Source organism: Roseburia sp. OF03-24, from assembly GCF_003463035.1.
In the GTDB taxonomy this organism is placed as follows: domain Bacteria; phylum Bacillota; class Clostridia; order Lachnospirales; family Lachnospiraceae; genus Roseburia; species Roseburia rectibacter.
Genome location: NZ_QSCK01000015.1, coordinates 1 through 23,621, shown reverse-complemented (window position 1 = coordinate 23,621; position 23,621 = coordinate 1). Strand labels below are relative to the sequence as shown.

Annotated in this window: 18 protein-coding genes; 16 read left to right on the top strand and 2 right to left on the bottom strand. The window is 42.0% G+C overall.

The genetic code is table 11. The annotated features are described in order from the left end of the window. Nucleotides 1-36 precede the first annotated feature (36 nt). Complete coding sequence (locus tag DXA60_RS09260) at nt 37-960, bottom strand: ComEC/Rec2 family competence protein (RefSeq protein WP_117920978.1); 924 nt, start codon at nt 958-960, stop codon at nt 37-39. 170 nt (nt 961-1,130) lie between these two features. On the opposite strand from DXA60_RS09260, the gene DXA60_RS09255 reads away from it, so the two are divergent. The 14 genes from DXA60_RS09255 (at nt 1,131) to DXA60_RS09190 (ending at nt 20,366) form a co-directional block, all read left to right on the top strand. Next, nucleotides 1,131-2,315 (top strand): nucleotide sugar dehydrogenase, encoded by a 1,185-nt coding sequence (locus DXA60_RS09255; RefSeq protein WP_117920977.1) that lies wholly within the window; start codon nt 1,131-1,133, stop codon nt 2,313-2,315. A gap of 15 nt (nt 2,316-2,330) precedes the next feature. Beyond that, nucleotides 2,331-4,814, top strand: a complete 2,484-nt coding sequence (locus tag DXA60_RS09250; RefSeq protein ID WP_117920976.1) for a glycosyltransferase family 2 protein — start codon at nt 2,331-2,333, stop codon at nt 4,812-4,814. Between the two features lie 31 nt (nt 4,815-4,845). Continuing rightward, nucleotides 4,846-5,046 (top strand): hypothetical protein, encoded by a 201-nt coding sequence (locus DXA60_RS09245; protein ID WP_006855882.1) that lies wholly within the window; start codon nt 4,846-4,848, stop codon nt 5,044-5,046. 2 nt (nt 5,047-5,048) lie between these two features. Continuing rightward, nucleotides 5,049-6,989 carry a glycosyltransferase family 2 protein gene (locus DXA60_RS09240; protein ID WP_117921041.1) on the top strand — a complete coding sequence of 647 codons (1,941 nt, stop codon included), beginning with the start codon at nt 5,049-5,051 and terminating at the stop codon, nt 6,987-6,989. Between the two features lie 11 nt (nt 6,990-7,000). Then, nucleotides 7,001-7,957 (top strand): glycosyltransferase family 2 protein, encoded by a 957-nt coding sequence (locus tag DXA60_RS09235; RefSeq protein ID WP_117920975.1) that lies wholly within the window; start codon nt 7,001-7,003, stop codon nt 7,955-7,957. 147 nt (nt 7,958-8,104) lie between these two features. Continuing rightward, nucleotides 8,105-9,523: an undecaprenyl-phosphate glucose phosphotransferase gene (locus DXA60_RS09230; RefSeq protein ID WP_117920974.1), complete on the top strand. Its 1,419-nt coding sequence runs from the start codon at nt 8,105-8,107 to the stop codon at nt 9,521-9,523. A gap of 12 nt (nt 9,524-9,535) precedes the next feature. After that, a complete protein-coding gene (locus DXA60_RS09225) occupies nt 9,536-10,639 on the top strand; it encodes an LCP family protein (protein ID WP_117920973.1) in 1,104 nt (367 codons plus the stop codon). Continuing rightward, a complete protein-coding gene (locus tag DXA60_RS09220) occupies nt 10,639-11,610 on the top strand; it encodes a glycosyltransferase family 2 protein (RefSeq protein WP_117920972.1) in 972 nt (323 codons plus the stop codon). Before DXA60_RS09225 ends, DXA60_RS09220 begins: the two co-directional genes overlap by 1 nt. Before the next feature lie 3 nt (nt 11,611-11,613). Further along, on the top strand, nt 11,614-12,996 hold the full coding sequence (locus tag DXA60_RS09215) for a DUF6056 family protein (protein WP_117920971.1): 1,383 nt from the start codon (nt 11,614-11,616) through the stop codon (nt 12,994-12,996). A 110-nt stretch (nt 12,997-13,106) separates the two neighbouring features. Beyond that, nucleotides 13,107-14,663: a S1C family serine protease gene (locus DXA60_RS09210; RefSeq protein ID WP_117920970.1), complete on the top strand. Its 1,557-nt coding sequence runs from the start codon at nt 13,107-13,109 to the stop codon at nt 14,661-14,663. Nucleotides 14,664-14,869: 206 nt separating this feature from the next. Further along, on the top strand, nt 14,870-16,195 hold the full coding sequence (locus DXA60_RS09205; RefSeq protein ID WP_243006830.1) for a hypothetical protein: 1,326 nt from the start codon (nt 14,870-14,872) through the stop codon (nt 16,193-16,195). Between the two features lie 92 nt (nt 16,196-16,287). Beyond that, on the top strand, nt 16,288-17,481 hold the full coding sequence (locus DXA60_RS09200) for a Mur ligase family protein (protein ID WP_243006829.1): 1,194 nt from the start codon (nt 16,288-16,290) through the stop codon (nt 17,479-17,481). Between the two features lie 229 nt (nt 17,482-17,710). Further along, entirely contained in the window at nt 17,711-19,048 is a 1,338-nt protein-coding gene (locus DXA60_RS09195) for a replication-associated recombination protein A (protein ID WP_117920967.1), read from the top strand. A gap of 31 nt (nt 19,049-19,079) precedes the next feature. Next, nucleotides 19,080-20,366: an aminotransferase class I/II-fold pyridoxal phosphate-dependent enzyme gene (locus DXA60_RS09190; RefSeq protein ID WP_117920966.1), complete on the top strand. Its 1,287-nt coding sequence runs from the start codon at nt 19,080-19,082 to the stop codon at nt 20,364-20,366. A gap of 140 nt (nt 20,367-20,506) precedes the next feature. Here DXA60_RS09190 and DXA60_RS09185 read toward each other — a convergent pair whose 3' ends face one another. Next, on the bottom strand, nt 20,507-21,145 hold the full coding sequence (locus tag DXA60_RS09185) for a hypothetical protein (protein ID WP_117921040.1): 639 nt from the start codon (nt 21,143-21,145) through the stop codon (nt 20,507-20,509). Between the two features lie 154 nt (nt 21,146-21,299). Between DXA60_RS09185 and ispE the strand changes: the two genes are divergently transcribed. Then, on the top strand, nt 21,300-22,178 hold the full coding sequence (ispE, locus tag DXA60_RS09180; RefSeq protein WP_117920965.1) for a 4-(cytidine 5'-diphospho)-2-C-methyl-D-erythritol kinase: 879 nt from the start codon (nt 21,300-21,302) through the stop codon (nt 22,176-22,178). 26 nt (nt 22,179-22,204) lie between these two features. Beyond that, nucleotides 22,205-22,879, top strand: coding sequence for a GntR family transcriptional regulator (locus DXA60_RS09175; protein ID WP_186900142.1), 675 nt, complete (start codon nt 22,205-22,207; stop codon nt 22,877-22,879). Nucleotides 22,880-23,621: the final 742 nt, after the last annotated feature.

Below are 23,621 nucleotides of genomic sequence, written 5' to 3'. Positions count from 1 at the left end.
AATATGATCGGACGAAATCCGGGAGATCTTATCAGGCTATCTCAAAGTAACAGAATTAGGAGCGGTAGAAAAATCAAATACCGTTCCTTTTTTCTGCAGAAAAGCCTTTAGGGAACTGGCAGGAAAATCAGGATTTTCCGTGATGGAGGACGGTGCATCGATAAAAGCGCAGGCTGCACCTGCTGCCTCATAAAATTCATCCGAGAATGACCAGTTTCCATGATGACCGGTCTGGATATAATCACAGGAAATGTCATCCCGGTAAGTACTTAGAAGATAGTCATTCATATCGTATTTGATATCAGAACAGAATAACATGCTGTTTGTCGTACCGCTGATCTTAAAAAGCAAAGAAGCATTGTTCTGGTAGTCTTTTTCATCTCCTATATTGGAAATTACGGAGTCATCCCATGCATTAAAAACAGAGAGAGTCAGATCACCGGCAAGTGCGATATTATCGCCGCGTTTTAAATGAGTGACATTGCCGGCATCTTTTGTCAGGGCATGGAACGTCTCCATGACTGTGATATCATCATAGGGTTCACCGGCAGCTTCGATAAAATCATAATCAAAACCATTGTCGTAAATAGCTTTTATGGTAATATCCCCCGGATTGGAATAAATGACATTAAATGCACCGGCATGATCCTGGTGTGGATGGGAAATGATCCATGCGTCCACGGTGTTGTTATGTTCTGCGATCACTTTCCGGACAGCGTCGGCATTGCCTGCCCAGCCTCCATCGATGATGATTAAGGTGTTATCATTTGTGATCGTATAAAAGGTACCCTGAACGCCGGTTGCATCTGCATATTGTGTGATAAGATATTCGGTATCGGGATCAGGTATGTGTCCGGTGGAGTCCATACGGCCTTTCTGGTAGGAAAACCATGCAGCAAGACCGATCAGCAGGGTAAATAAGATTAAAAGCAGTGTACTTAAGTATATTCTTTTTTTCATAAATGCTCCATTCCAAGATTGTTTTTTCTTTCTACATTAGCAAAAAAATGTGCTGTTGTAAATTGTACAGATTGGTTAAAATCTCAAACTTGCATGATATTACAGAAAATGGTACTATAAAACAATATGGAGTATTTTTGACTTTTAAATGGAAAGGCAGGAGAAATACGATGAAAATTGCAATCGCGGGAACAGGATATGTTGGTTTATCAAATGCGATTTTATTGGCGCAGCATCATGAGGTGACTGCAGTAGATATTATAAAAGAAAAGGTGGAGATGATCAATCAGCGCAGATCACCGCTTGTGGATCGTGAGATTGAGGATTATCTTGCAAATGCAAAACTTGATCTGACTGCGACGTGCGATGGTGTGCATGCATATGAAAATGCAGATTATGTTATTATCTCAACACCGACGAATTATGATGAAAAGAAAAATTATTTTGATACATCATCCGTAGAAGAAGTATTAGAGCTGGTTTTAAAAGTGAATCCGCATGCTGTGATCGTTATCAAATCCACGATCCCGGTCGGCTATACACAGTCTGTATGTGAGAAATACCACACAGACCGTATCCTTTTTTCACCGGAGTTTCTGCGGGAAGGACAGGCATTAAAAGATAATCTGTATCCGTCAAGGATTATCGTCGGTTCAAAAGAAGGAAGCAGCGAGATGAAAAAGGCAGCGGAGACATTTGCACATCTGCTGCAGGAAGGGGCGATCAAAGAGGATATCCCGACACTTATGACAAATCTCACAGAAGCAGAGGCAGTAAAACTTTTTGCAAACACATATCTTGCGCTCCGCGTTTCTTTTTTCAATGAACTTGATACGTTTGCGGCAATGAAAGGACTTGATGCGAAACAGATCATTGAGGGAATCGGACTCGATCCGAGAATCGGAATGCAGTATAACAATCCTTCTTTTGGATATGGTGGTTATTGTCTGCCGAAAGATACCAAGCAGCTTTTAGCAAACTATGACAATGTACCGAATAACATCGTCGGTGCGATCGTAGATGCCAATCGTACGAGAAAAGATTTTATCGCAGAGCAGATCCTTGAGAAAAATCCGGATACAGTTGGTATTTACCGCCTTGCAATGAAAGCAAATTCGGATAATTACAGACAGAGCTCTATTTTAGGTGTAATGGAGCGTATTCGTGCAAAGGGTGTAAATATTGTCATTTTTGATCCGTCATTAAAAACAGATACGTTTGAAAATTCCAAAGTGATCCGTGATTTTAATGAATTTTGCAGCATGAGTGATGTGATCGTGGCAAACCGTATGGATGCAATGTTATCAGATGTAAAAGAAAAAGTGTATACGAGAGACATTTATTTCAGAGACTGATTGGAAGGACTGCATATGGATACACATAAATTTTTTGTGGAGAAACTCAGATTTCATCTGAATGAGCCGGATATGCTTGTGTTAGTCGGCTGGTTTTATGACGGAAAAGCCGCCGGCAGAGAGGTTATGGCTTATCTGGATGGTGAAAAACTGCCGGTTACCCTTACAGTAAACAAAGGTGCTGAGGTTCGCCAGAAATACCTTGGAACGATCAATGAGATCAATGAGGAAGTCGTAGGAATCGTGACACTGCCAAAAGACTGGCGTGAAAGAAAGAAATTTGAGATTTTTACGGATGATGGGGAAAAGAAAAAAAGAGCGTATGCCGTTTCAACAAAAAAACTGCGCGTGCGGGAGAGCAGGCTGGAATATTATATTGAAAACTGTCACCGTGATGAGGATACTGTAACTGTGACCGGCTGGTGTATGGGAGCAGGGGAAGTGAATCTTTATCTGCTGGATCAGCGCAGACAGAAACTTCAGGTAAAAACGGATCATTATTTCAGAAAAGATCTTCTTTCGGTATTCCCGGAATGTGACACGCAGGCAAAACCAGGGTTTATGATCCAGGCGTCGGTGAAAAGACAGGTGGATGATAAAAATTTTTTCCTTGAAATGCGAAATGCAGAACATTATTCCCGCACCCGGTTAAGAAAGTGGGATGATGGCGGCAGATGGCAGTATGTTCTGGAAAAATCACAGGATGCATTCCGCTATTTAGAACGTAACGGACTGGCTGCAACGATTCATAAGATCGAGACGAAATTGGTGGGCAGATCGGAGACATCCTATGATGCGTGGTGCAAAAAATACGATGCAGGTAAAGAAGAACTTGACGAACAGAGAAAACATGTATTTTCTTATCAGCCGCTATTTTCCATCGTTGTACCGTTATACCGGACAAAACCGGAATATTTACAGGAAATGATCGAATCGGTGCAGGCACAGACTTATGGCAACTGGCAGTTATGCTTAGCAGACGGCAGTCTCTCCGGGGATGATGAGGACAGACAGAAGGATTCCTTTGTGACGGAGCTGACACCGGTTTTAGAGAAATATGCAAAGGCGGATGCAAGGATCACTTTTACGACGCTTCAAAAGAACCTCGGTATTTCCGGCAATACGAACGCAGCACTTGCAATGGCAGCAGGTGATTATATTGTTCTGGCAGATCATGATGATATTGTTCCTGCAAATGCACTTTATGAGCTGGCAGATGCCCTGAATCAGGATCAGAGTATTGATGTTTTATATTCGGATGAAGATAAGATCAGCATGGATGGAAAAAAGCGGTTTGAACCTCATTTTAAACCGGATTTTGATCTGGATCTTCTGTGCAGTGTCAATTATATCTGCCATCTGTTTGCAGCAAAGAAGGAACTTGTGGATATGACAGGTGGATTTTGCAGTGAATATGACGGGGCGCAGGATCTTGACTTTATATTAAAATGTTGTGAGAATGCGAAAAATATCAGACATATTCCAAAGATTTTGTATCACTGGAGATGTCATATGCAGTCTACGGCTGCAAATCCGGAGAGCAAGCTGTACGCTTTTGAGGCAGGAAGACGCGCGATAGAGGCACATTATGACAGGATGGAAATTCCTGCAACTGTGGAGAATGCAGCATTTTACGGGATGTACCGGACAAAATATAACTGGAAGGAAAAACCTCTGGTATCGGTCATTATTCCGAATAAAGATCATAAGAAAGACCTTGAAAAATGTATGAATTCTATCCTCGGAAAAAACACGTATCCGAACATTGAGTTTATTATTGTGGAAAATAACAGTACGGAACAGGAAACTTTTGATTATTACAAAGAACTTGAAGTGATGCATGAAAATATACATGTCGTTTTCTATGAGGGAGATTTTAATTATTCAAAGATCAATAATTTCGGCGCAGATGCTGCAAAGGGATCGTATCTGTTGCTCCTCAATAATGATACGGAGATGATCGATGGTGGCGCGGTCAATGAAATGTTAGGCTATTGCATGCGAGAGGATGTCGGGATTGTCGGCGCAAAGTTGTTATATGAGGATGAGACCATACAGCATGCCGGAGTCGTTTTGGGATTTGGAGGAACAGCCGGACACGCATTTATCGGCAAACCGCGGTATGATACCGGTTATTTTGGCAGAATTTTATGTGCACAGGATTATTCGGCTGTAACGGCTGCCTGTATGATGATAAAACGCAGTGTGTTTGATGAAGTCGGTGGACTGACAGAAGAACTTGCAGTTGCATTTAATGATGTGGATTTTTGTCTGAAAGTCAGGAAAGCAGGAAAACTTGTGGTCTACGATCCGTATGCAGAGTGGTTCCATTATGAATCGAAATCCAGAGGATATGAGGATTCACCGGAGAAAGTGGAACGGTTTAATGACGAGGTGGATATACTGCTTCGTTCATGGAGAGAGATCATTGAGCAGGGGGATCCGTATTATAATCCGAATCTGACACTGGATAATTCAGATTTTTCCCTGCGCAGATAGGAAGTAAAAAAGGAGAGAGGCAGAAGTTCCTATGATGAAAGTATTTATTTGCCCGGAATGCGGATGGATGCGTGTTGTATCAAGACGCAAAGACGTGGAGTGCTTTAAATGTGGAAACGAGCAGATGACGCTGGCAAAGGTGGATTTTGATGCATTTACCTCAATGTCGGAGGAGGAACGAAAGGATTACGCAAACGGATGGCTTTATATCCATCAGAAAGCGAAAAAATAAACATGAAATCAATTTTTCAGAAAATAACCATTCAGAAAGTTGTGAAAGGATTACGCTATCTGAAGCATTATGGATGGAAAGAATTTGTGATACGTCTTCAGGAAAAAATGGAGGCGGAAAATGTTCCGTATGAGCCATGGTATGAAAAACATAAGGCAGCAGCGGATCAGCTTGAAAAACAAAAAAAGCAGGCAGAAAAATGGAAAGATGCGCCAAAGATCAGTATTGTGGTGCCGCTTTACCGGACACCGGAAACTTTTCTTCGAGGGATGATCGAGTCGGTGCAGGCGCAGACTTATGGAAACTGGCAGTTGTGTCTTGCGGATGGCAGTGAATCTGCGGAGGAAGAAACAGATCTTAGATCATCAGTTGTACAGCGTGTTGCAGCCGAATATGCATCGGCAGATGTACGGATCAGGTATCAGTGTCTTAACAAAAATCTGGGGATCGCAGGAAATACAAATGCAGCGATCGCATTAGCAGATGGAGACTGGATCGCATTTATGGATCATGATGACCTGCTTGCACCGGATGCTCTGTTTGAGCTGGTAAAGATGATAAGACAGGGATTTCATAATGAAGACGGACTGGCAGCAACAATCTATCAGGAAGCCGGCAGTGACTATGAAATGATCTACACGGATGAAGATAAGGTTGATATGGATGGTAAAACACATTTTCAGCCGCATTTAAAGCCGGATTTTAATATTGATCTGCTCCGGTCAAATAACTACATTACGCATTTCCTTGCGGTAAAACGATCCCTTCTTGAAAGAGTGGGTGGCATCCGCCCTGATTTTGACGGGGCGCAGGATTATGATTTTATTCTCCGCTGTGCAGAACAGGCGAGAGCAATCGGTCATATCCCAAGGATACTGTATCACTGGAGATGTCATAAAGAGTCGACTGCTGAGAATCCTTTCTCAAAACAATATGCGGTTGATGCGGGAAAGCGTGCGATCGGAGAGCATTTAAAGCGGCTTGGTGTGGATGCGGTTGTGACACCGACGAAGGATATGGGATTTTATGAGGTAGAATATGCTCTGACAGAGAAACCACTTGTGTCGGTTATCATACCAAGTAAGGATGAGGTGGAAACCTTACAGAAATGTATTGCTGCGATTGAAAAGTCTTCTTATGGTAATTATGAAGTTATCGTGGTGGAGAATAACAGTTGTGAGGAGACATTCGATTACTATAAAAATATTGCACCGGAAGAAAATATGGTTGATGGAATACGCTGCATGGAAGGAAAACTTGCCGGTGGACAGCGCATCTGTGTTGCGGTTTACACGGAAGGCTTTAATTATTCCAGATTAAATAACTTTGGCGTAAAATTTGCAGAGGGCAGTTATTATCTCCTGATGAACAATGATATTGAAATGATCGGAAATGACTGGATGAAACGGATGTTAGAAAACTGCCTGCGAAAAGAAACAGGAGTTGTCGGTGCAAAACTGTTTTACCCGGATCATACGATCCAGCATGCCGGAATCGTGGTCGGGATCGGCGGAAATGCACGTGGAATCGGAGACAATATGTTTGTCGGACTCGCCGGAGAGCGCAGCGGTTATATGCATAAGGCATCGATCCAGCTGGATTACAGTGCAGTTACGGCAGCATGTCTGATGGTGAAGAGAGAGATTTACGAGCAGGCAGGCGGCTTTGAGGAGCAGCTTGCGGTTGCGTTTAATGATGTGGATTTCTGCTTAAAAGTGCGCAGACTTGGAAAATTAGTTGTCTATGATCCGCATGTCCAGGCATATCATTACGAGTCGAAATCCCGTGGCGCGGAGGATTCGGCAGAAAAAACAGTGCGTTTCCAGCGCGAGATCGAATATATGAGAAATCACTGGATCGGTATCTTAAAAAATGGAGATCCATATTATAATCCAAACTTTTCTTCGGTTTATAATAATTATTCACTGAAGGATAACAGTTGAAGGGAGGATGGATGACGGAAGTTACGATTATCATTCCGAATTATAACGGAAAAAAACTTTTGGAAAACTGCATAAAAACACTGGAACGGCAGACCTGCCGGGAATTTAAACTGCTTGTGATCGATAATGGCTCCACAGATGGAAGCACTTTAGTTACATCGGAAAGCCTGGATATGGAAATGGTCGCACTGCCGGAAAATACCGGGTTCTGTGGAGCGGTAAACCTTGGTTTTAAAATGACGGAAACACCCTATGCAATCCTTTTGAATAACGATACAGAGGCAGAACCACATTTTGTGGAGGAACTGCTAAAAGGAATCAGGCAGTCGGAACATATTTTTTCCTGTGGAGCGCAGATGCTTGATTTCAGACAGCGGGATCTGATTGATAATGCAGGAGACCTTTATACGCTGCCAGGCTGGGCAGTGGCACGGGGAAAAGGCAGACCGGCTGCAGATTATGGAAAACCAGAGGAAGTATTTTCCTGCTGTGGCGGCGCGGCCATTTACCGGATGTCTGTGTTAAAGAAGATCGGTGTGCTGGATGAAAATCATTTTGCCTATCTGGAGGATCTTGATCTTGGATACCGTGCAAAAATCGCAGGATATCGCAATTGTTATATTCCGGGGGCGAAGGTGTATCATGTCGGAAGTGCTACGACAGGCTCACGCTATAATGAAAAAAAAGTATTTCTTGCTGCACGCAACTCCATGTATGTGATCCATAAAAATATGCCAGTGTTGCAGCTTTTGATCAATCTGCCGTTTTTACTTGCAGGTGTTCTGGTCAAGTGGCTGTTTTTCTGCAGAAAAGGATTTGGTCATTGTTATCTGAAAGGGATCACAGAAGGAATTACGCAGTGTAAAAAATGCAGAAAAGTTCATTTTAAGGCGGGGAATCTTCGCAATTATGTAAAAATTGAGTGGGAACTCATTACAAATATATTTCGTGTGTTATCGCACAGATAACAGGAAAAATCGTTTGAGCGTCAAAGAATAATAAAGAAATAATTAAGAAATTGTGACAAGAGTTTTAAGAAAAAGAAGTTGTGCTTTATGGAAAATTATTGTATTATTATTTTTATGGTAGCTTGAAAATGAAAAAAGGATGACATTATGATAAAAGATAATCAACAGCATTTTAACAGACTGCATGTGATCATAGATGCGTTTGTCATTGCGGTATCATATATCATAGCATGGTGGCTGAAGTTTTCGAGCGGTATTTTGGACTCACCGGGCGGTGCATTGTCTTTGGGATTTTACATGAGGGCACTGATCGTAATCATTCCATTGTATCTGATCTTGTATTATGCGTTTAATCTTTATGCGCCAAAGAGGGTACAGGGACGGCGGTTGGAGTTTTCCAATATCGTGATGGCGAATATTGTAGGCTTTCTGTTGATTTTTACAGTATTGTACAACCTGCAGTCTTATGTGGAGCAGTTTCGAAATTTCTCACGTGAGATGTTCTTTTATTTCTTTGCGATCAACACGGTATTAGAAGATGTATTACGTCTGCTGATACGTCAGTTTCTGCGCACGATACGCAAAAACGGCTATAACCTTAAGCATGTTCTACTTGTGGGATATTCGCGTGCCGCTGAGCAGTATATAGACCGGATACAGCAGAATCCGCAGTGGGGGTACAATGTCAGGGGGATTTTAGACGACAATATAGCGAGAGGGACAACTTATAAGGGGATAAAGGTTATTGGAAGTATTGGCAATCTGCTTTATATTCTGCCGGAGAATAAATTAGATGAGATTGCGATCACACTTGGACTTGAAGAATATTATAAGTTGGAGAAGATCGTTGCGGAATGTGAAAAATCCGGAGTTCATACTAAATTTATTCCGGATTATGGAAATATCATTCCGACAAAGCCGTATACGGAGGATCTTTTAGGACTTCCTGTTATCAATATCCGTTATGTGCCGTTGTCAAATACGTTTAATGCACTTGTAAAACGGTGTATGGACATTATTGGCTCACTGCTCTGTATCGTGCTTTTTTCGCCAATTATGCTGCTTACCGCAATAGCAGTCAAGGTGACTTCAAAAGGACCGCTGATCTTTAAACAGGAGCGTGTCGGACTGCACAATGAGCCATTCCGCATGTATAAGTTTCGCACCATGTATGTGCAGACAGAGGAAGAAGAACGCAAGGGCTGGACACATAAAGATGATCCGCGGATCACAAAGATCGGCAGATTCCTGCGCAAGACAAGCCTGGATGAATTTCCACAGTTATTTAATGTGTTAAAAGGCGATATGAGTCTTGTGGGACCAAGACCGGAACGGCCACAGTATGTGGAAAAATTCCGGGAAGAGATACCGCGTTATATGATCAAACATCAGGTACGTCCCGGTATGACCGGATGGGCACAGGTCAATGGATACCGGGGTGACACATCCATACGCAAGCGGATCGAGCATGATCTTTATTATATTGAAAACTGGACGATAGGGCTGGATATTAAGATCCTGTTTCTTACCGTCTTCAAAGGTTTTATAAATAAAAATGCATATTAGGAGAAAACATTTATGAGTAAAACAGTACAGGGAAGAAATGGGGCACATAGCAGGAATGGAAAAAGAAAGAAAAAGCAGAAAAACAGAATCATCATTGTTGTGATAGAGATTTTTGTTTTACTGATTCTTGCAGCAGTGCTGTTTGTCACAGTAAAACTTTCAAAGATTGAGAAGGACACAAGCTTCAATAAAGAAGATATCGAGGTAAATGAGGGATTATCTTCGGAGTCACAGGAAATCATGGCAGGTTATACAACAATCGCACTGTTTGGTCTTGATAACCGTTCAAACGGTAATCTCTCCAAAGGTAACAGTGATGTTATCATGATCGCAAGTATCAATAATGATACACATGCGGTAAAGCTGGTATCTGTATATCGAGACAGTTATCTGGATATCGGAGGCGGTACTTTTAAGAAATGTAATTCCGCATATGCAAAAGGTGGTCCGGAGCAGGCAATTACCATGTTAAATAAAAACCTGGATATGGACATTACCGATTATGTAACAGTGGACTTTAATGCAGTTGTGGAATGTGTAGATCTTCTTGGAGGAGTTACGATTCCGGAGGTATCCGATGACGAGGCTGTATTAATGCATGGTTACATGGATGAGATCAATAAGCTGACAAAACATAATTCAAAATATTTATCCGGCGGCGGAACAAACGTAGAGATGGATGGTGTTCAGGCATGTGCATATGCGCGTATCCGTTATACTGCAGGAGATGATTATAAACGTACAGAACGCCAGCGTACAGTTCTTACTGCAATGGTACAGAAAGCCCAGAAAGCAAATCTTACTACGATCAACAGCCTGCTCGATGAAGTATTTGGTGATATCAAGACAAGTTTTTCAAATACAGAGCTGATCTCTCTGGCTGCACAGGTATTTAATTACAGCCTTGGCGAGACAACAGGATTCCCATTTGAGAAGAATACGACAACACTTGGAAATAAGGGAAGCGTTGTTGTACCATGTGATCTTGAATCCAATGTAAAACAGCTTCATGTATTTTTATACGATGATAATGAATATGCACCGACCGATACAGTCAAGAATAACAGTGCTCAGATTGTCAATGATACCGGATTCCATCAGGGAGAAGGATATTAATGAAAGCAGATCTGATCATACCGACTTACAGACCGGATGACACATTTTGTCTGCTCCTGCAAAAACTGCAGGAGCAGACCTTTGTCGTTCATAGGGTTCTTATTTTAAATACAGAAGAAGCATTATGGAGAGAGGCTGTAGCAAAGTATCCAATTGAACAGTGCCTGCAGGCACTTCCATGTGAATATACACTGTATCATGTCAGCAAAGAAACATTTGACCATGGTGGAACGAGAATGTATGGCGCAGATCATTCCGATGCAGATGTTGTTATTTTTATGACACAGGATGCAGTCCCTGCAGATGCGGATCTGATTGAACGGCTGGCAGCAGGCTTAGAGGAACCGGATACAGCAGTCTGTTATGCAAGACAGCTTCCAAATGAGAACTGCCGCATTGTAGAGCGCTATACAAGATCTTTTAATTATCCGGATAAAAGCAGAAAAAAAGGAAAAGATGATATAAAAGAACTTGGCATTAAAACATTTTTCTGCTCTGATGTATGTGCAGCTTACAGGGTGGATCTGTTTCGTGAGCTTGGAGGATTCGAGTCACCGGTTATTTTTAATGAAGATATGTTTTTTGCGGCAAAAGCAGTTTTTGCAGGATATTATGTAAAATATGAAGCGGACGCGAAAGTGATTCATTCCCACAATTATACAGTAAAACAGCAGTTCCACCGGAATTTTGATTTGGCTGTCTCACAGACCATGCATCCTGAGATATTTGAACAGATCAGTTCGGAAGTGGAGGGAATGAAGCTGGTAAAGAGTACTATGAAGTATTTGTGCTCGATTGGAAAGCCACATCTTATTTTTGAACTTGGAATCATGTGTGTTGGAAAATATGCGGGGTACTGGCTCGGAAAAAGATATAAAAAGCTGAGCAGAAAACAGATTTTAAAGTGCACGATGAGTCCGGATTACTGGAGACGTATGTGGAAACAGGAAGTATCAGACGGGAATAGGTAAATTATGAAAGAGACTTCTAAAAAAGTTTTATTTTGGGCATTGATGTTTATGGGAGTATTCCTCCTGCTGACGCAGGTGGGGTATTCCGATGGCGACGATGCCTTTTTTTATCAGTATACACATGAAATGGGATTTTTGGAATATCTGAGCTGGCGTTATACGACATGGGTGGGAAGAATGTCTGGAGAAGCGATGGTATATGCTGCGTTTACACTGGGAATCTGGTTCTGGCGTGTTGTAAATGCCATGATGATCGTACTTCTTCCATGCGGTGTTCTGAAACTGGCAGAAAAAGCAGCGGGGATTCGTACAGAAAGATTTCTGGCGGGACCGACACTTACAGTGGTGTGCGGTTATCTTCTGATGGCGATTATGACCGTTGGATATGCGGCAATATGGATCAACGGATCTATTTTTTACACCTGGTCATTTACCTGTGGGATCTGGGCTCTGATCCCGGTTGCAGATATTGTGTTTGATACGGGAGTGGGAAACACAAAACATTTTTTCTATTCCATCCCCTGTGCGATTCTTGCAAGCATGTCAATCGAACAGATGGCAGCGGTACTGCTGACGTTTGAGGTGCTGGCAGTACTGGTGGCTGCAGTCAGGCAATATGGATGTAAAAAACATCCGGGGAAAAATGAACGGATCAGAAATATCCTTCTTATTGCACAGACTGCGGTGACTGTCGTGGCATTTATCATTCTGTTTCTGGCACCGGGAAATGATATCCGGGTTGTATCGGAAGTGCAGAACTGGATGCCGCAGTATAATGAACTCTCATTTGGGCAGCATTTTTTTATTACTGTGCAATGGCTGGTGTCTTCTTTTGCAAATGAGAACCGCCTGTTGTTAGCAGGAATCTGGTTGACGGGAATCCTGCATATTTTATGTAAAAATGAAAGAAAAACATCAGATCTGGTATGTGTGACTGGGGCAGGTCTGTTTTTACTCACTGCAATACTTCCATTTTTTGGTATCGAAATATTTTCAGACTGTGGGCTTCATATTAAGGATATTACAGTGCGGCTTGATCAGGTACCGCGGATCGAAGATATGCAGGCGGCAAACTGGTTTGCAATGTGCTGGTGGATTGTGGCACTTTTATTTACCTGCATATTGATATGGAAAGTTTCAAAACACAGTGTAGTACTTGTGCTGGCATGGCTTGGTGGAATTGCAAGTGAAGCAATCATGCATTTTTCGCCGACGATCTATGCGTCCGGTGCAAGGGTTTATTATCTGACAGACTGGATGTGTATGTTTATCATGCTGGCTCTGGTATTTAAAATCCCTGAAAAGAAATGGCGGGATCTGTTTTATTCCATTATGGCAGGTCTTGGTGTCTGGAATATTTTGCATCAGATCATAAATTACATTTGAAAATAAAAACATATTTTTTTGATTGTTTTGTCACAAATAGAACACAATTTCTCTGTACACTCATAATCAGAAAAGGAAAAGAAATTCCGAATACGAAAGGAGAAATCGTTATGGATGGTAACAATTATAACAATAACAACAATCAGAATGGGTCTTCGGATTCCTTCTATTCATACAATAACGGAAGCCAGAACAGCCAGCAGACAGAACACACGAATGAAGGAAACGTAAACCATTACCAGAATTCTTATCAGAACAGCAGTTCATATTCACAGAACACAGGATATCAGCAGGGTGGTGCATATCAGAATAGCACATATCAGAATACCGGCTATCAGCAGAATGGTACTTACCAGAATACCGGATATCAAAATGGAGGATATCAGAATACTGGCAATGCATTTTATCAGAATGCACAGCCGACCGGCAAAAATCAGAAAAAGAAAAGAGAAAAAAAACCGGGTGGATTTGGAACAAAACTTGCAAAAAGCGCAGCTATTGCTTTAGTATTTGGATTGGTATCCGGTACTGCATTTGAGGGCGTACATCTTGTATCTTCCAAGGCATTTGGAAATGATGAGAGCGTGGCAGAGAGCAGTGGCAGTCAGAATTCACTGACAAAGGCAGACAGCAAGGTGGAGGCAACTTCCACATCATCGAATTACGTTGCAACGGATGTATCTGATATTGTATCATCCGTAATGCCGTCTATCGTGGCAATCACCAATGTGAGCGAGACAGAATACCAGAGCTTCTGGGGCGGTATGCCACAGACTTATGAGAGCACAAGTTGTGGATCAGGTATTATTGTAAGCCAGGATAATGATTATCTTTATATTGCAACCAATAATCATGTGGTAAACGGTGCAAACAGCCTGACAGTTACCTTTAATGATGAGTCAACCGTCAGCGCAGAAGTAAAGGGAACAGATCCATCTACAGATCTTGCAGTCATCCGTGTCGCTTTAAGCAGCATTGAGAGTGACACCATGAATAACATCAAAGTAGCTACACTTGGTGATTCCGACAGCTTAAAAGTTGGTAATTCCTGTATCGCGATCGGTAATGCACTTGGTTATGGACAGTCTGTAACTGTTGGTTATATCAGTGCATTGAACCGTCAGGTATCCGTCGGTGATTCAGAGAGTGATACGAGTTATACCGCAGAACTGATCCAGACAGATGCAGCTATCAACCCTGGTAACAGTGGTGGTGCATTACTCAGTGCAAACGGTGAGGTCATCGGTATCAACTCTGTAAAATATTCTGATACTTCGGTAGAGGGTATCGGATATGCGATCCCGATCAATACGGCAGCACCTATTATCAATGATCTGATCACGAAAGAAAAAGTAGATGAATCTGACAGTGCATACCTTGGTATTGCAGGCGTCGATGTGACAGATGATGTTGCAAAGACATATAATATGCCATCCGGTGTTTATGTTGCACAGGTAACAAGTGGTTCCGCAGCAGAGCAGGCTGGCATCCAGAAAGGCGATATCATCACAGAATTCGATGGAAAACAGATCGGTTCCATGGAAGAACTGTCATCTACAATGGAGTATTATAAAGCAGGTACAACCGTTGATGTGAAGATTCAGCGTTCTACAAATGGTGAATATCAGGAGCAGACGATCTCTGTAACACTTGGCAAGAAAAATTAATTGAATGACCGTATAGGGAGTGGGCGAAAAGCCCACTCCTTTTTTGGTGGACGCTGTTTGTGCGTCCCTCTGCTATCGACTTTTACAAGGATGTGTGCTATGATATTCTAGAGTCTGCTTTGCGGTGTGGATGTTTATAGCGGACGGTTATTTCATATAATAAAAATAGGTCTGGGACGTATCGCGTCTGGAATGGAGGATTTACGTTGTCAAAGTTTGAGGATTTCAGAAATCAATATGATTCTTTTTTATATAAAGATTATTCGGTGGAGTATATCGAAAATGCATATCATATCGTGTATCACTTTGAGATACCGGGACTGTGTGAATTTCAGTCAAAATGGGAGTTTCCGGCTGCGGAGCGCGTGGATGAGACAATCTTAAATGCACTTGCGTTTCACCTTGGAATGGCAGAGACGATCAGTTACTGGAAATGTGCCTGTCCGAAACAGTTAAAGATACTTTGTGGAACACTTTCCGCTGAACAGAAAAAATGGTGGAAAAAGTTATACTATAATGGACTTGGTGAGTTTATGTACCGTAATGGGATTGTGGTTTCAGAGGAAGATCTTGTAACGATCGAGTGTGAAGAGAAAAAAGATGTACCGATCCATGATACACATTCCTATGACGGATGTCTGGTATCAGTCGGTGGTGGAAAGGATTCCGTTGTTTCGCTGGAAGTATTAAAGGGAGAGAAGATCACCACATACAGTATCAACGGTAATGCGACTACGAAAAACGTCATTGCAGTCTGTGATCATAAACAGGGAGATTATGCTGCAAAGCGTATCCTTGATAAAAAAATATTAGAGCTCAATGCAGAAGGGTATTTAAACGGACATATTCCGTTTTCTGCTGTTGTGGCGTTTTCATCGTTTATTTCAGCATTTTTGAGTGGCAACCGCTATATCGTGCTTTCGAATGAGACGAGTGCAAATGAGACAACGGTAAAGGATTCTTTTGTCAACCATCAGTATTCAAAGAGTTTTGAATTTGAGCAGGATTTTGTATCATATATCAAAGAAGTGACGGATTCAGATATCCACTATTTCAGTCTTCTTCGTCCGCTCACCGAGATGCAGATCGCATGGCTGTTTTCAAAGTGTAAGAATTATCATGAGGTATTTCGGAGCTGTAATGCGGGAAGTAAGCAGGGAATCTGGTGCTGCAACTGCCCGAAATGTTTATTTGTCTATATTATTTTAACGCCGTTTTTATCACAGGAAGATCTGGTACACATTTTTGGAGAGAATCTGTTAGAAAAAGACTCACTGGATCTTGATTTCAGGGAGCTGACAGGAATTGAAGAGAATAAACCATTTGAATGTGTGGGAACAAGACGTGAAGTCCTTGTTGCATTAAAGACATTTATTGCACGCGGTGGAAAGAGTCTTTTAACCGAGCGCTATAAAGAAACGATCGAAGCTGCTCCGGGAGAGTTAGATGAGATGCTTTCTGAATGGGTATCTGAAAATCAGGTGCCGGAGCATTTTTTAGAAGTCTTAAAAGAATTTATGAGCCGGGCATAGGGCATAAAAGCCGGAAATGAATTTTAAAGTAAAAAAGAAATTGCAGGATGCACCAAAATAGAATATGCGTGCATGGAGAAATGGAGATAAAAATGGACATCATCAGCGAGTTGGATGGAAAACGGATTTTGATCTGGGGATACGGCAGAGAAGGAAAAGCGACAGAGCACTTCCTGGAAAGATGTGCAAAACCGGCATCTGTGGATATATTTGAAGGAAAAAGAGAAGAGATCAATGAGGATGCTTATGATTTTATCATAAAGAGTCCTGGCATTGTGATGAAGGAAGAAAATCCGAAATATACTTCAGAAACAGAATTGTTTTTGCAGCAGTTTCGTGACCAGGTGATCGGAATCACAGGCACAAAAGGAAAAAGCACGACATCTGCCATGCTTTATACCGTTTTAAAAGCATGCAGCGGCAGACCGGTGCTGCTTCTCGGAAATATCGGACAGCCTTGTCTTGATTATTTCGAGGAAGTGACAGAAGATACGATCATTGTCTATGAGATGTCCTGCCACCAGCTTGCGCATACGAATGTGTCACCGCATATTGCAATCTTTTTAAATCTCTATGAGGAACACCTTGACTATTATGGGACGGTAGAAAAATATTTTGAGGCAAAAAGCCATATTGCAGCGTATCAGAAAAGTGGAGACTTTTTCTTTGTCGGGGAAAATGTACCGAAGATTGAGACAAAAGCGGAAAAGACAGTGCTTCATCAGCCGAAAGATGTGCATTATAAACTGAAACTTGCCGGGGAGCATAACCAGTATGATGCGCAGTTTGTAGAACATGTGGCGGAATTGCTTGGATGTGAAAAAGAGGCAGTGTTAAAGAGCATGGCAGAGTTTGAGGGATTGCCGCACCGGCTGCAGTATATTGGCACCTACAGAGGAGTCAGATACTTTGACGATTCCATCTCAACAATTCCGGAGGCTGCCATAAATGCAGCAATGAGTATTCCGGATGCAAAGACTATTTTGATCGGAGGCATGGACCGTGGGATCAATTATGATCTTCTGATCACATTTATCAGGGAACACAGGGAATTTCAGTTTATCTGTGCATATGCATCCGGTAAACGTATTTTCGGGGAAGTTGGTGACTGTGAGAACTGTGTTTATGTGGAAGATTTAGAGCAGGCAGTTGAGACAGCAGTGCAGATGACAGAGCCGGGAGGTGCCTGTATTCTCTCACCGGCAGCAGCATCTTATGGTTATTTTAAAAACTTTGAGGAACGTGGAGAGGCATTTCAGAAGTACGTATATGCTTTTGCACAGTAAAGTGACAGATTTTCAGAGAAAATCATACAGAACGGAGAAAATAATTTTACGTCTTGCAAAAGCGTATATTTTCCTGTATGGTAATAGATGAATGAATTTTTGAAAAATTGATCTGTCATATTTGCAGGAAGTAATGCAAAAAAATAAATATTTAGACGCAAAAATGCAGGATTGCAGAAAGAAAAATGCAAAAAGAGCAAATGTATGTGTCAGAAAGACAGGTTGAAACATGGATTTATTCGAATATATGAGAGAACAGAAAAAAGAAACGGAATCGCCGCTTGCATCGCGTCTGCGTCCGGCAACTTTAGATGAGATGGTAGGACAGCAGCATATTATCGGGAAGGACAAGTTACTGTACCGCGCGATCAAGGCGGATAAGCTAAGTTCCATTATCCTCTACGGACCTCCGGGAACGGGCAAGACAACACTTGCAAAGGTCATTGCGAACTCTACAAGTGCTGAATTTCTGCAGATGAATGCAACTTCCGCAGGCAAAAAAGACATGGAAGATGTTATTTCCAAGGCGAAGAATAACATGGGGATGTTTGGAAAAAAGACGATCCTGTTTATTGATGAGATCCACCGTTTTAATAAGGGACAGCAGGATTATCTTCTGCCGTTTGTGGAGGACGGAACCATCATTCTGATCGGTGCAACGACCGAGAATCCTTATTTTGAAGTAAACGGTGCTCTTCTTTCACGTTCGATCATTTTTGAACTGAAAAGTCTGGAAAAAGAGGATATTAAGACTCTTATTTTACGGGCAGTAAACGATGAGAAAAAGGGTATGGGCGCATACCATGCCGTCATTGATGAGGACGCATTGGATTTTCTTGCAGATATTTCAAATGGCGATGCACGTGCAGCATTGACTGCGGTAGAACTTGGAATACTGACAACGGAACGCAGTGAGGACGGGTTCATACATATCACGCTTTCCGTTGCTTCCGAATGTATACAGAAACGTGTGGTAAAGTACGATAAGTCCGGTGATAACCATTACGATACGGTATCCGCGTTTATCAAAAGCATGCGCGGCTCTGATCCGGACGCGGCAGTCTATTATTTAGCAAGAATGCTGTATGCGGGGGAGGATATCAAATTTATCGCAAGAAGGATCATGATCTGTGCATCGGAGGATGTGAGCAATGCAGATCCGATGGCACTTGTTGTTGCAACGTCGGCAGCACAGGCAGTAGAGCGTATCGGGATGCCGGAAGCGCAGATCATATTAGCCCAGGCAGTCACTTATGTGGCGAGCGCGCCAAAGAGCAATTCCGCAGTCAATGCGATCAGTGAGGCGATGGAAACAGTGAAAAATACTATGACAGCACCGGTTCCGTCCCACTTGCAGGATGCCCATTACAAATCATCATCCAAACTCGGTCACGGCATAGGATATAAATATGCGCATGATTATCCGAATCATTATGTAGAACAGCAGTATCTGCCGGACGGACTGACTGACCGGAAGTTCTACAGACCGTCAGAGAACGGTTATGAACAGCAGATCAGGGAATATTTCCATAAGATAAAAGGGGAATATTCCATGAATGATAAATAATGTATAGAAAACCAAGAGGAGGAAGCAAACAATGCAATCTTACCAGGAAATGACAAAGGAAGAACTGTTAGCCGAAAAAAAATCACTCGAGGCAGAGTACAAGAAATTCCAGCAGCGCGGATTAAAACTTGATATGTCCAGAGGAAAGCCATCCCAGGAGCAGCTTGATCTGTCTATGGGAATGATGGATGTTTTAGCATCTTATGTGGACTTAACCTGCGAAGATGGAACAGACTGCCGTAACTATGGTGTGCTTGATGGTATCCATGAGGCGAAAGTGCTCATCGGCGATATGATCGAGTGTAATCCGGACAATATCATTATCTATGGTAACTCCAGTTTAAATATCATGTATGATACGATTGCACGTTCCATGACACACGGTGTTATGGGAAATACTCCATGGTGCAAGTTAGATAAAGTAAAATTCTTATGTCCGGTTCCGGGATATGACAGACATTTTGCCATCACAGAATATTTCGGCATTGAGATGATCAATGTGCCGATGCTGCCAACAGGTCCGGATATGGATATGGTAGAGGATTTAGTCAGCAAAGATGAGTCGATCAAAGGTATCTGGTGTGTTCCAAAATATTCTAATCCGCAGGGTATCACATATTCCGATGAGACAGTACGCCGTTTTGCAAGATTGAAACCGGCTGCAAAAGATTTCCGTATCTACTGGGACAATGCTTACTGCGTACATCATTTATATGATATCGACCAGGATCATCTGATCGAGATCCTTGCAGAATGTAAGCGTGCAGGAAACCCGGATATGGTATACAAATTCTGTTCCACCAGCAAGATCACATTCCCTGGTTCCGGTGTTGCTGCGATCGCAACTTCCGCAAATAACTTAGAGGATATCAAGAAACAGTTGAAGGTTCAGACCATCGGTCATGACAAGGTAAACCAGCTCCGTCATGTACGTTTCTTTAAGAACATTCATGGTATCACAGAGCATATGCGTAAACACGCAGCATCCTTACGTCCGAAGTTTGAAATGATCACAGACATGTTTGATAAAGAACTTGGCGGTTTAGGCGTAGGTACCTGGTATAAACCAAAGGGAGGTTATTTCATCACATATGAGACTTTAGACGGCTGTGCAAAGAATGTTGTTGCAAAAGCGAAAAAAGCAGGTGTTGTAATGACTCCGGCAGGTGCGCCGTTCCCATATGGAAAAGATCCGAAAGATTCCGTGATCCGTATCGCACCGTCTTATCCAAGTTTAGAGGATCTGACAACAGCAGCAGAGATCTTTGTTGTCTGCGTGAAATTAGCAAGTATTGAAAAAATCTTAGAAGAGAAATAAAAAAGCAGAGAAATAGAAAACATAAAACATAAAAGCAGCAATATGCAGAATGTTATAATAAAAAACTGCAGGAATCATGAAAATATGATCCCTGCAGTTTTTTATGAGATGCATCAGATGTGATGTCTGTTTTGTAGAAATTAGTTTTCTGTCTCAGTTCCGGCAGTTTCTGTGGTAGAACCATTTTTCCATTTGTCAAATTTCTCTAAAACTGCATCATAGGTGCGTTTAGAGATATCCGGGAGATCTTTTCCCCAGGATTTGGTTGCATCATCAAAGCCTTTTTTGAATGCGTCGATCAGAAGATCCGCTTTTTCAGGATCATTGCCGGAAAGTGCTTTTGCAAAATCAAGGATACGGTCAGAAGTCTGTTCTACACCCCAGTATCCATCTTCTGCGATATCTGCCTGTGCCTGTTTCTGGGTCTCTTCGTCAACGGTAAAGTTGCCTTCTGCTAAGAAACTCCACATGGAATCAGCATTTGCAATGGCTGTGCCCTGTTTGGTCATCATTTTTTCGACCAGACTGCGTAACTGGGAAGTACGCTGTTTAGCATCTGCTTTTAATTTTTCTACCATTTTATAGTCTGTTTTCTTGGTGACGGTGTTTTTGTCAGTTTGAGAAGATTTCTCATATACAACACCGGTTTCCGTCTTATCCGTGGTAGTTGTTTTGTCTGCTGTCTCAGAAACTTTCTTGGAAGCCTGACTTGTCTGATAGCTGTTAAATGTTGAAGTTACGCTGTTAATTGCATTCATATCCATAAATAATTCCTCCATTCCAGTAAATGAATGACTGATTTGTTCATGCATTTTTTTCTGTAAGATATATCGGCTTTTCGGGAAAAATAATTTAGATGGAATTGACCTTTTGGTCTTAAAATGTTAAGATTTATGTTGTATACAAAAAACAACGAAAATACATAATGATGGTATGGGGATTATGAAGGAAATATCAGTAAAAGCACTTGCAAAAATTAACCTTGGACTTGATGTTGTACGCAGACGTGAAGATGGATATCATGAAGTGAAAATGGTTATGCAGACGATACATCTGTTTGATCGTCTTGAAATGAAAAAGACCGCAGGCGGGATCACAATGACAACGAACCTGTCTTTTTTGCCGACCAATGAAAATAATCTGGTTTATACGGCAGCAAAACTTCTGATCGATGAATTTCAGATCAAGGACGGCATCGATGTAAAACTGCACAAGCATATTCCGGTTGCAGCCGGGATGGCAGGAGGAAGTACAGATGCTGCAGCAGTGCTTTATGGTATGAACCGGATGTTTGAACTTGGACTGTCTAAGGAGGAGCTGATGCAGCGCGGAGTTAAGATCGGAGCGGATGTTCCTTACTGTATTATGCGTGGAACCGCGCTTGCAGAGGGAATCGGTGAGAAACTTACAGCACTGCCACCGATGGTAAAATGTCCGGTGCTGATCGCAAAACCACAGATTTCTGTATCGACGAAGTTTGTATATGAGAATCTCAGACTGGATGAAAACACTGTTCATCCGGATATTGACCGGCTGGTTGAGGATATCAGACAGAAAAATCTTGCAGCTGTTACCGCAGATATGGGAAATGTTTTAGAAACAGTAACAATCCCGAATTATCCGGTAATTGCAGAAATCAAAGAACATATGATGGTGCATGGGGCTGCAGGGGCAATGATGAGCGGGAGCGGTCCGACCGTATTCGGATTGTTTGAGGATAAAGAGAAAGCGGTTGCAGCATATGAGGCGATGCAGGCATCCGGACTGGCAAAACAGGTTTACCTGACCAGTATTTACAACAACATGAGATAAGCGAAGAAATGGAGGAAGACAGGTTTATGACAGACGATTTGACGCTGAATATGGATGCGTATCTGCCTCTTCGGGATGTGGTGTTTAATACACTGCGCGAGGCAATCTTAAAAGGAGAGTTAAAACCCGGAGAGCGTCTGATGGAATTACAGCTTGCTGCAAAGTTAGGCGTCAGCCGTACACCAATCCGTGAGGCAATCCGTATGTTAGAGCAGGAAGGACTTGCGGTCACAATTCCGAGAAAAGGTGCGGAAGTAGCCAAAATGACGGAAAAGGATATGGAGGATGTGCTTCAGATCCGTGACGCCTTAGATGAACTTGCTGCATCGATCGCATGTGAACAGATGACGAAAGAACAGTTAGATACCCTGACAGAAACAATGCATGAGTTTGAGGAATCTACCAAATCAAAAGATTTAAAAAAGATCGCGGCAGCAGATGTAAAGTTTCATGATATTATTTATCAGGCAACCGGCAATCCAAAACTTGTTAATATGCTCAATAATTTAAGAGAGCAGATGTACCGCTATCGCGTCGAGTATTTAAAGGATGAAAGAAATTATCCGACATTGATGCGGGAGCATAATGAGATCGTGGAAGGACTTATGACAAAGGATAAAGTGCGTGTGACAGAAGCGATGCACAAACATGTCAAAAATCAGGTCGTGGCAGTCAAGGAAATGATACGTGAGCAGGAGTAGCTGCTTCGCAAAAGTTGTATAATCCGTGGAAAATCGCATAGAATAAGAAACAGAAATGAGGATAAGCGTTTGCTTATCCTTTTTTGCTGCCACTAAATGATGGTTTGTTGAGATATGTGTCGCCCGTCCAAATGGTGAGTCGCAGGTTTGTGAATGGCATCTTGCGCAAAGCCGGAGTTAATTTTGGTTCCGTTGTACGAAAATAAGAAAAGTCTAAGTGTGTCTGAGTTAGATTTTTTCGGAGTGACGTGAACGGCAACAACGAGTCATCCATGACTCGATGCTGCCTTGTTCTGCCATCCGTGGCAGAACATCACTATGTATAGACAGGCACACCAAGATTTTCTAATTTTCTCCCAAAGTCACAAAATCAGCTCCGGCTTTCCGCAAGATGCCAGACTTCAGGTTATGAACACCATTTGGGTGGGCGGTTCATCTCAAAACTGGGGGCGTAGGTGCGAATTTTTGATATTCGCACGAATGGAAATATGCTTAAAATCCTAATGTGCTGTATCATTAATATTCTTCTTAATGAATTGCTAAAATTTTATCTGCTACATTGCATAATACGGATTACTTGGTAAATTGCCAGACCAAATAACACAGAATATTTTTTCAAATGTGTATGGCAATAAATATGGGCATAGTGGTATATATCGAGGTTTTTGCCAGTGTTGTCAAACAAATAATAAACCATTGAATATAGTTATTTGGAAATCTTTTTTTAATCAGATTCAGACAC

Excerpts from the sequence above, each read along its gene's own strand:
- DXA60_RS09260 (WP_117920978.1), bottom strand. The coding sequence starts at position 960 with ATGAAAAAAAGAATATACTTAAGTACACTGCTTTTAATCTTATTTACC.
- DXA60_RS09255 (WP_117920977.1), top strand. The coding sequence starts at position 1,131 with ATGAAAATTGCAATCGCGGGAACAGGATATGTTGGTTTATCAAATGCG.
- DXA60_RS09250 (WP_117920976.1), top strand. The coding sequence starts at position 2,331 with ATGGATACACATAAATTTTTTGTGGAGAAACTCAGATTTCATCTGAAT.
- DXA60_RS09245 (WP_006855882.1), top strand. The coding sequence starts at position 4,846 with ATGATGAAAGTATTTATTTGCCCGGAATGCGGATGGATGCGTGTTGTA.
- DXA60_RS09240 (WP_117921041.1), top strand. The coding sequence starts at position 5,049 with ATGAAATCAATTTTTCAGAAAATAACCATTCAGAAAGTTGTGAAAGGA.
- DXA60_RS09235 (WP_117920975.1), top strand. The coding sequence starts at position 7,001 with ATGACGGAAGTTACGATTATCATTCCGAATTATAACGGAAAAAAACTT.
- DXA60_RS09230 (WP_117920974.1), top strand. The coding sequence starts at position 8,105 with ATGATAAAAGATAATCAACAGCATTTTAACAGACTGCATGTGATCATA.
- DXA60_RS09225 (WP_117920973.1), top strand. The coding sequence starts at position 9,536 with ATGAGTAAAACAGTACAGGGAAGAAATGGGGCACATAGCAGGAATGGA.
- DXA60_RS09220 (WP_117920972.1), top strand. The coding sequence starts at position 10,639 with ATGAAAGCAGATCTGATCATACCGACTTACAGACCGGATGACACATTT.
- DXA60_RS09215 (WP_117920971.1), top strand. The coding sequence starts at position 11,614 with ATGAAAGAGACTTCTAAAAAAGTTTTATTTTGGGCATTGATGTTTATG.
- DXA60_RS09210 (WP_117920970.1), top strand. The coding sequence starts at position 13,107 with ATGGATGGTAACAATTATAACAATAACAACAATCAGAATGGGTCTTCG.
- DXA60_RS09200 (WP_243006829.1), top strand. The coding sequence starts at position 16,288 with ATGGACATCATCAGCGAGTTGGATGGAAAACGGATTTTGATCTGGGGA.
- DXA60_RS09195 (WP_117920967.1), top strand. The coding sequence starts at position 17,711 with ATGGATTTATTCGAATATATGAGAGAACAGAAAAAAGAAACGGAATCG.
- DXA60_RS09190 (WP_117920966.1), top strand. The coding sequence starts at position 19,080 with ATGCAATCTTACCAGGAAATGACAAAGGAAGAACTGTTAGCCGAAAAA.
- DXA60_RS09185 (WP_117921040.1), bottom strand. The coding sequence starts at position 21,145 with ATGGAGGAATTATTTATGGATATGAATGCAATTAACAGCGTAACTTCA.
- ispE (WP_117920965.1), top strand. The coding sequence starts at position 21,300 with ATGGGGATTATGAAGGAAATATCAGTAAAAGCACTTGCAAAAATTAAC.
- DXA60_RS09175 (WP_186900142.1), top strand. The coding sequence starts at position 22,205 with ATGACAGACGATTTGACGCTGAATATGGATGCGTATCTGCCTCTTCGG.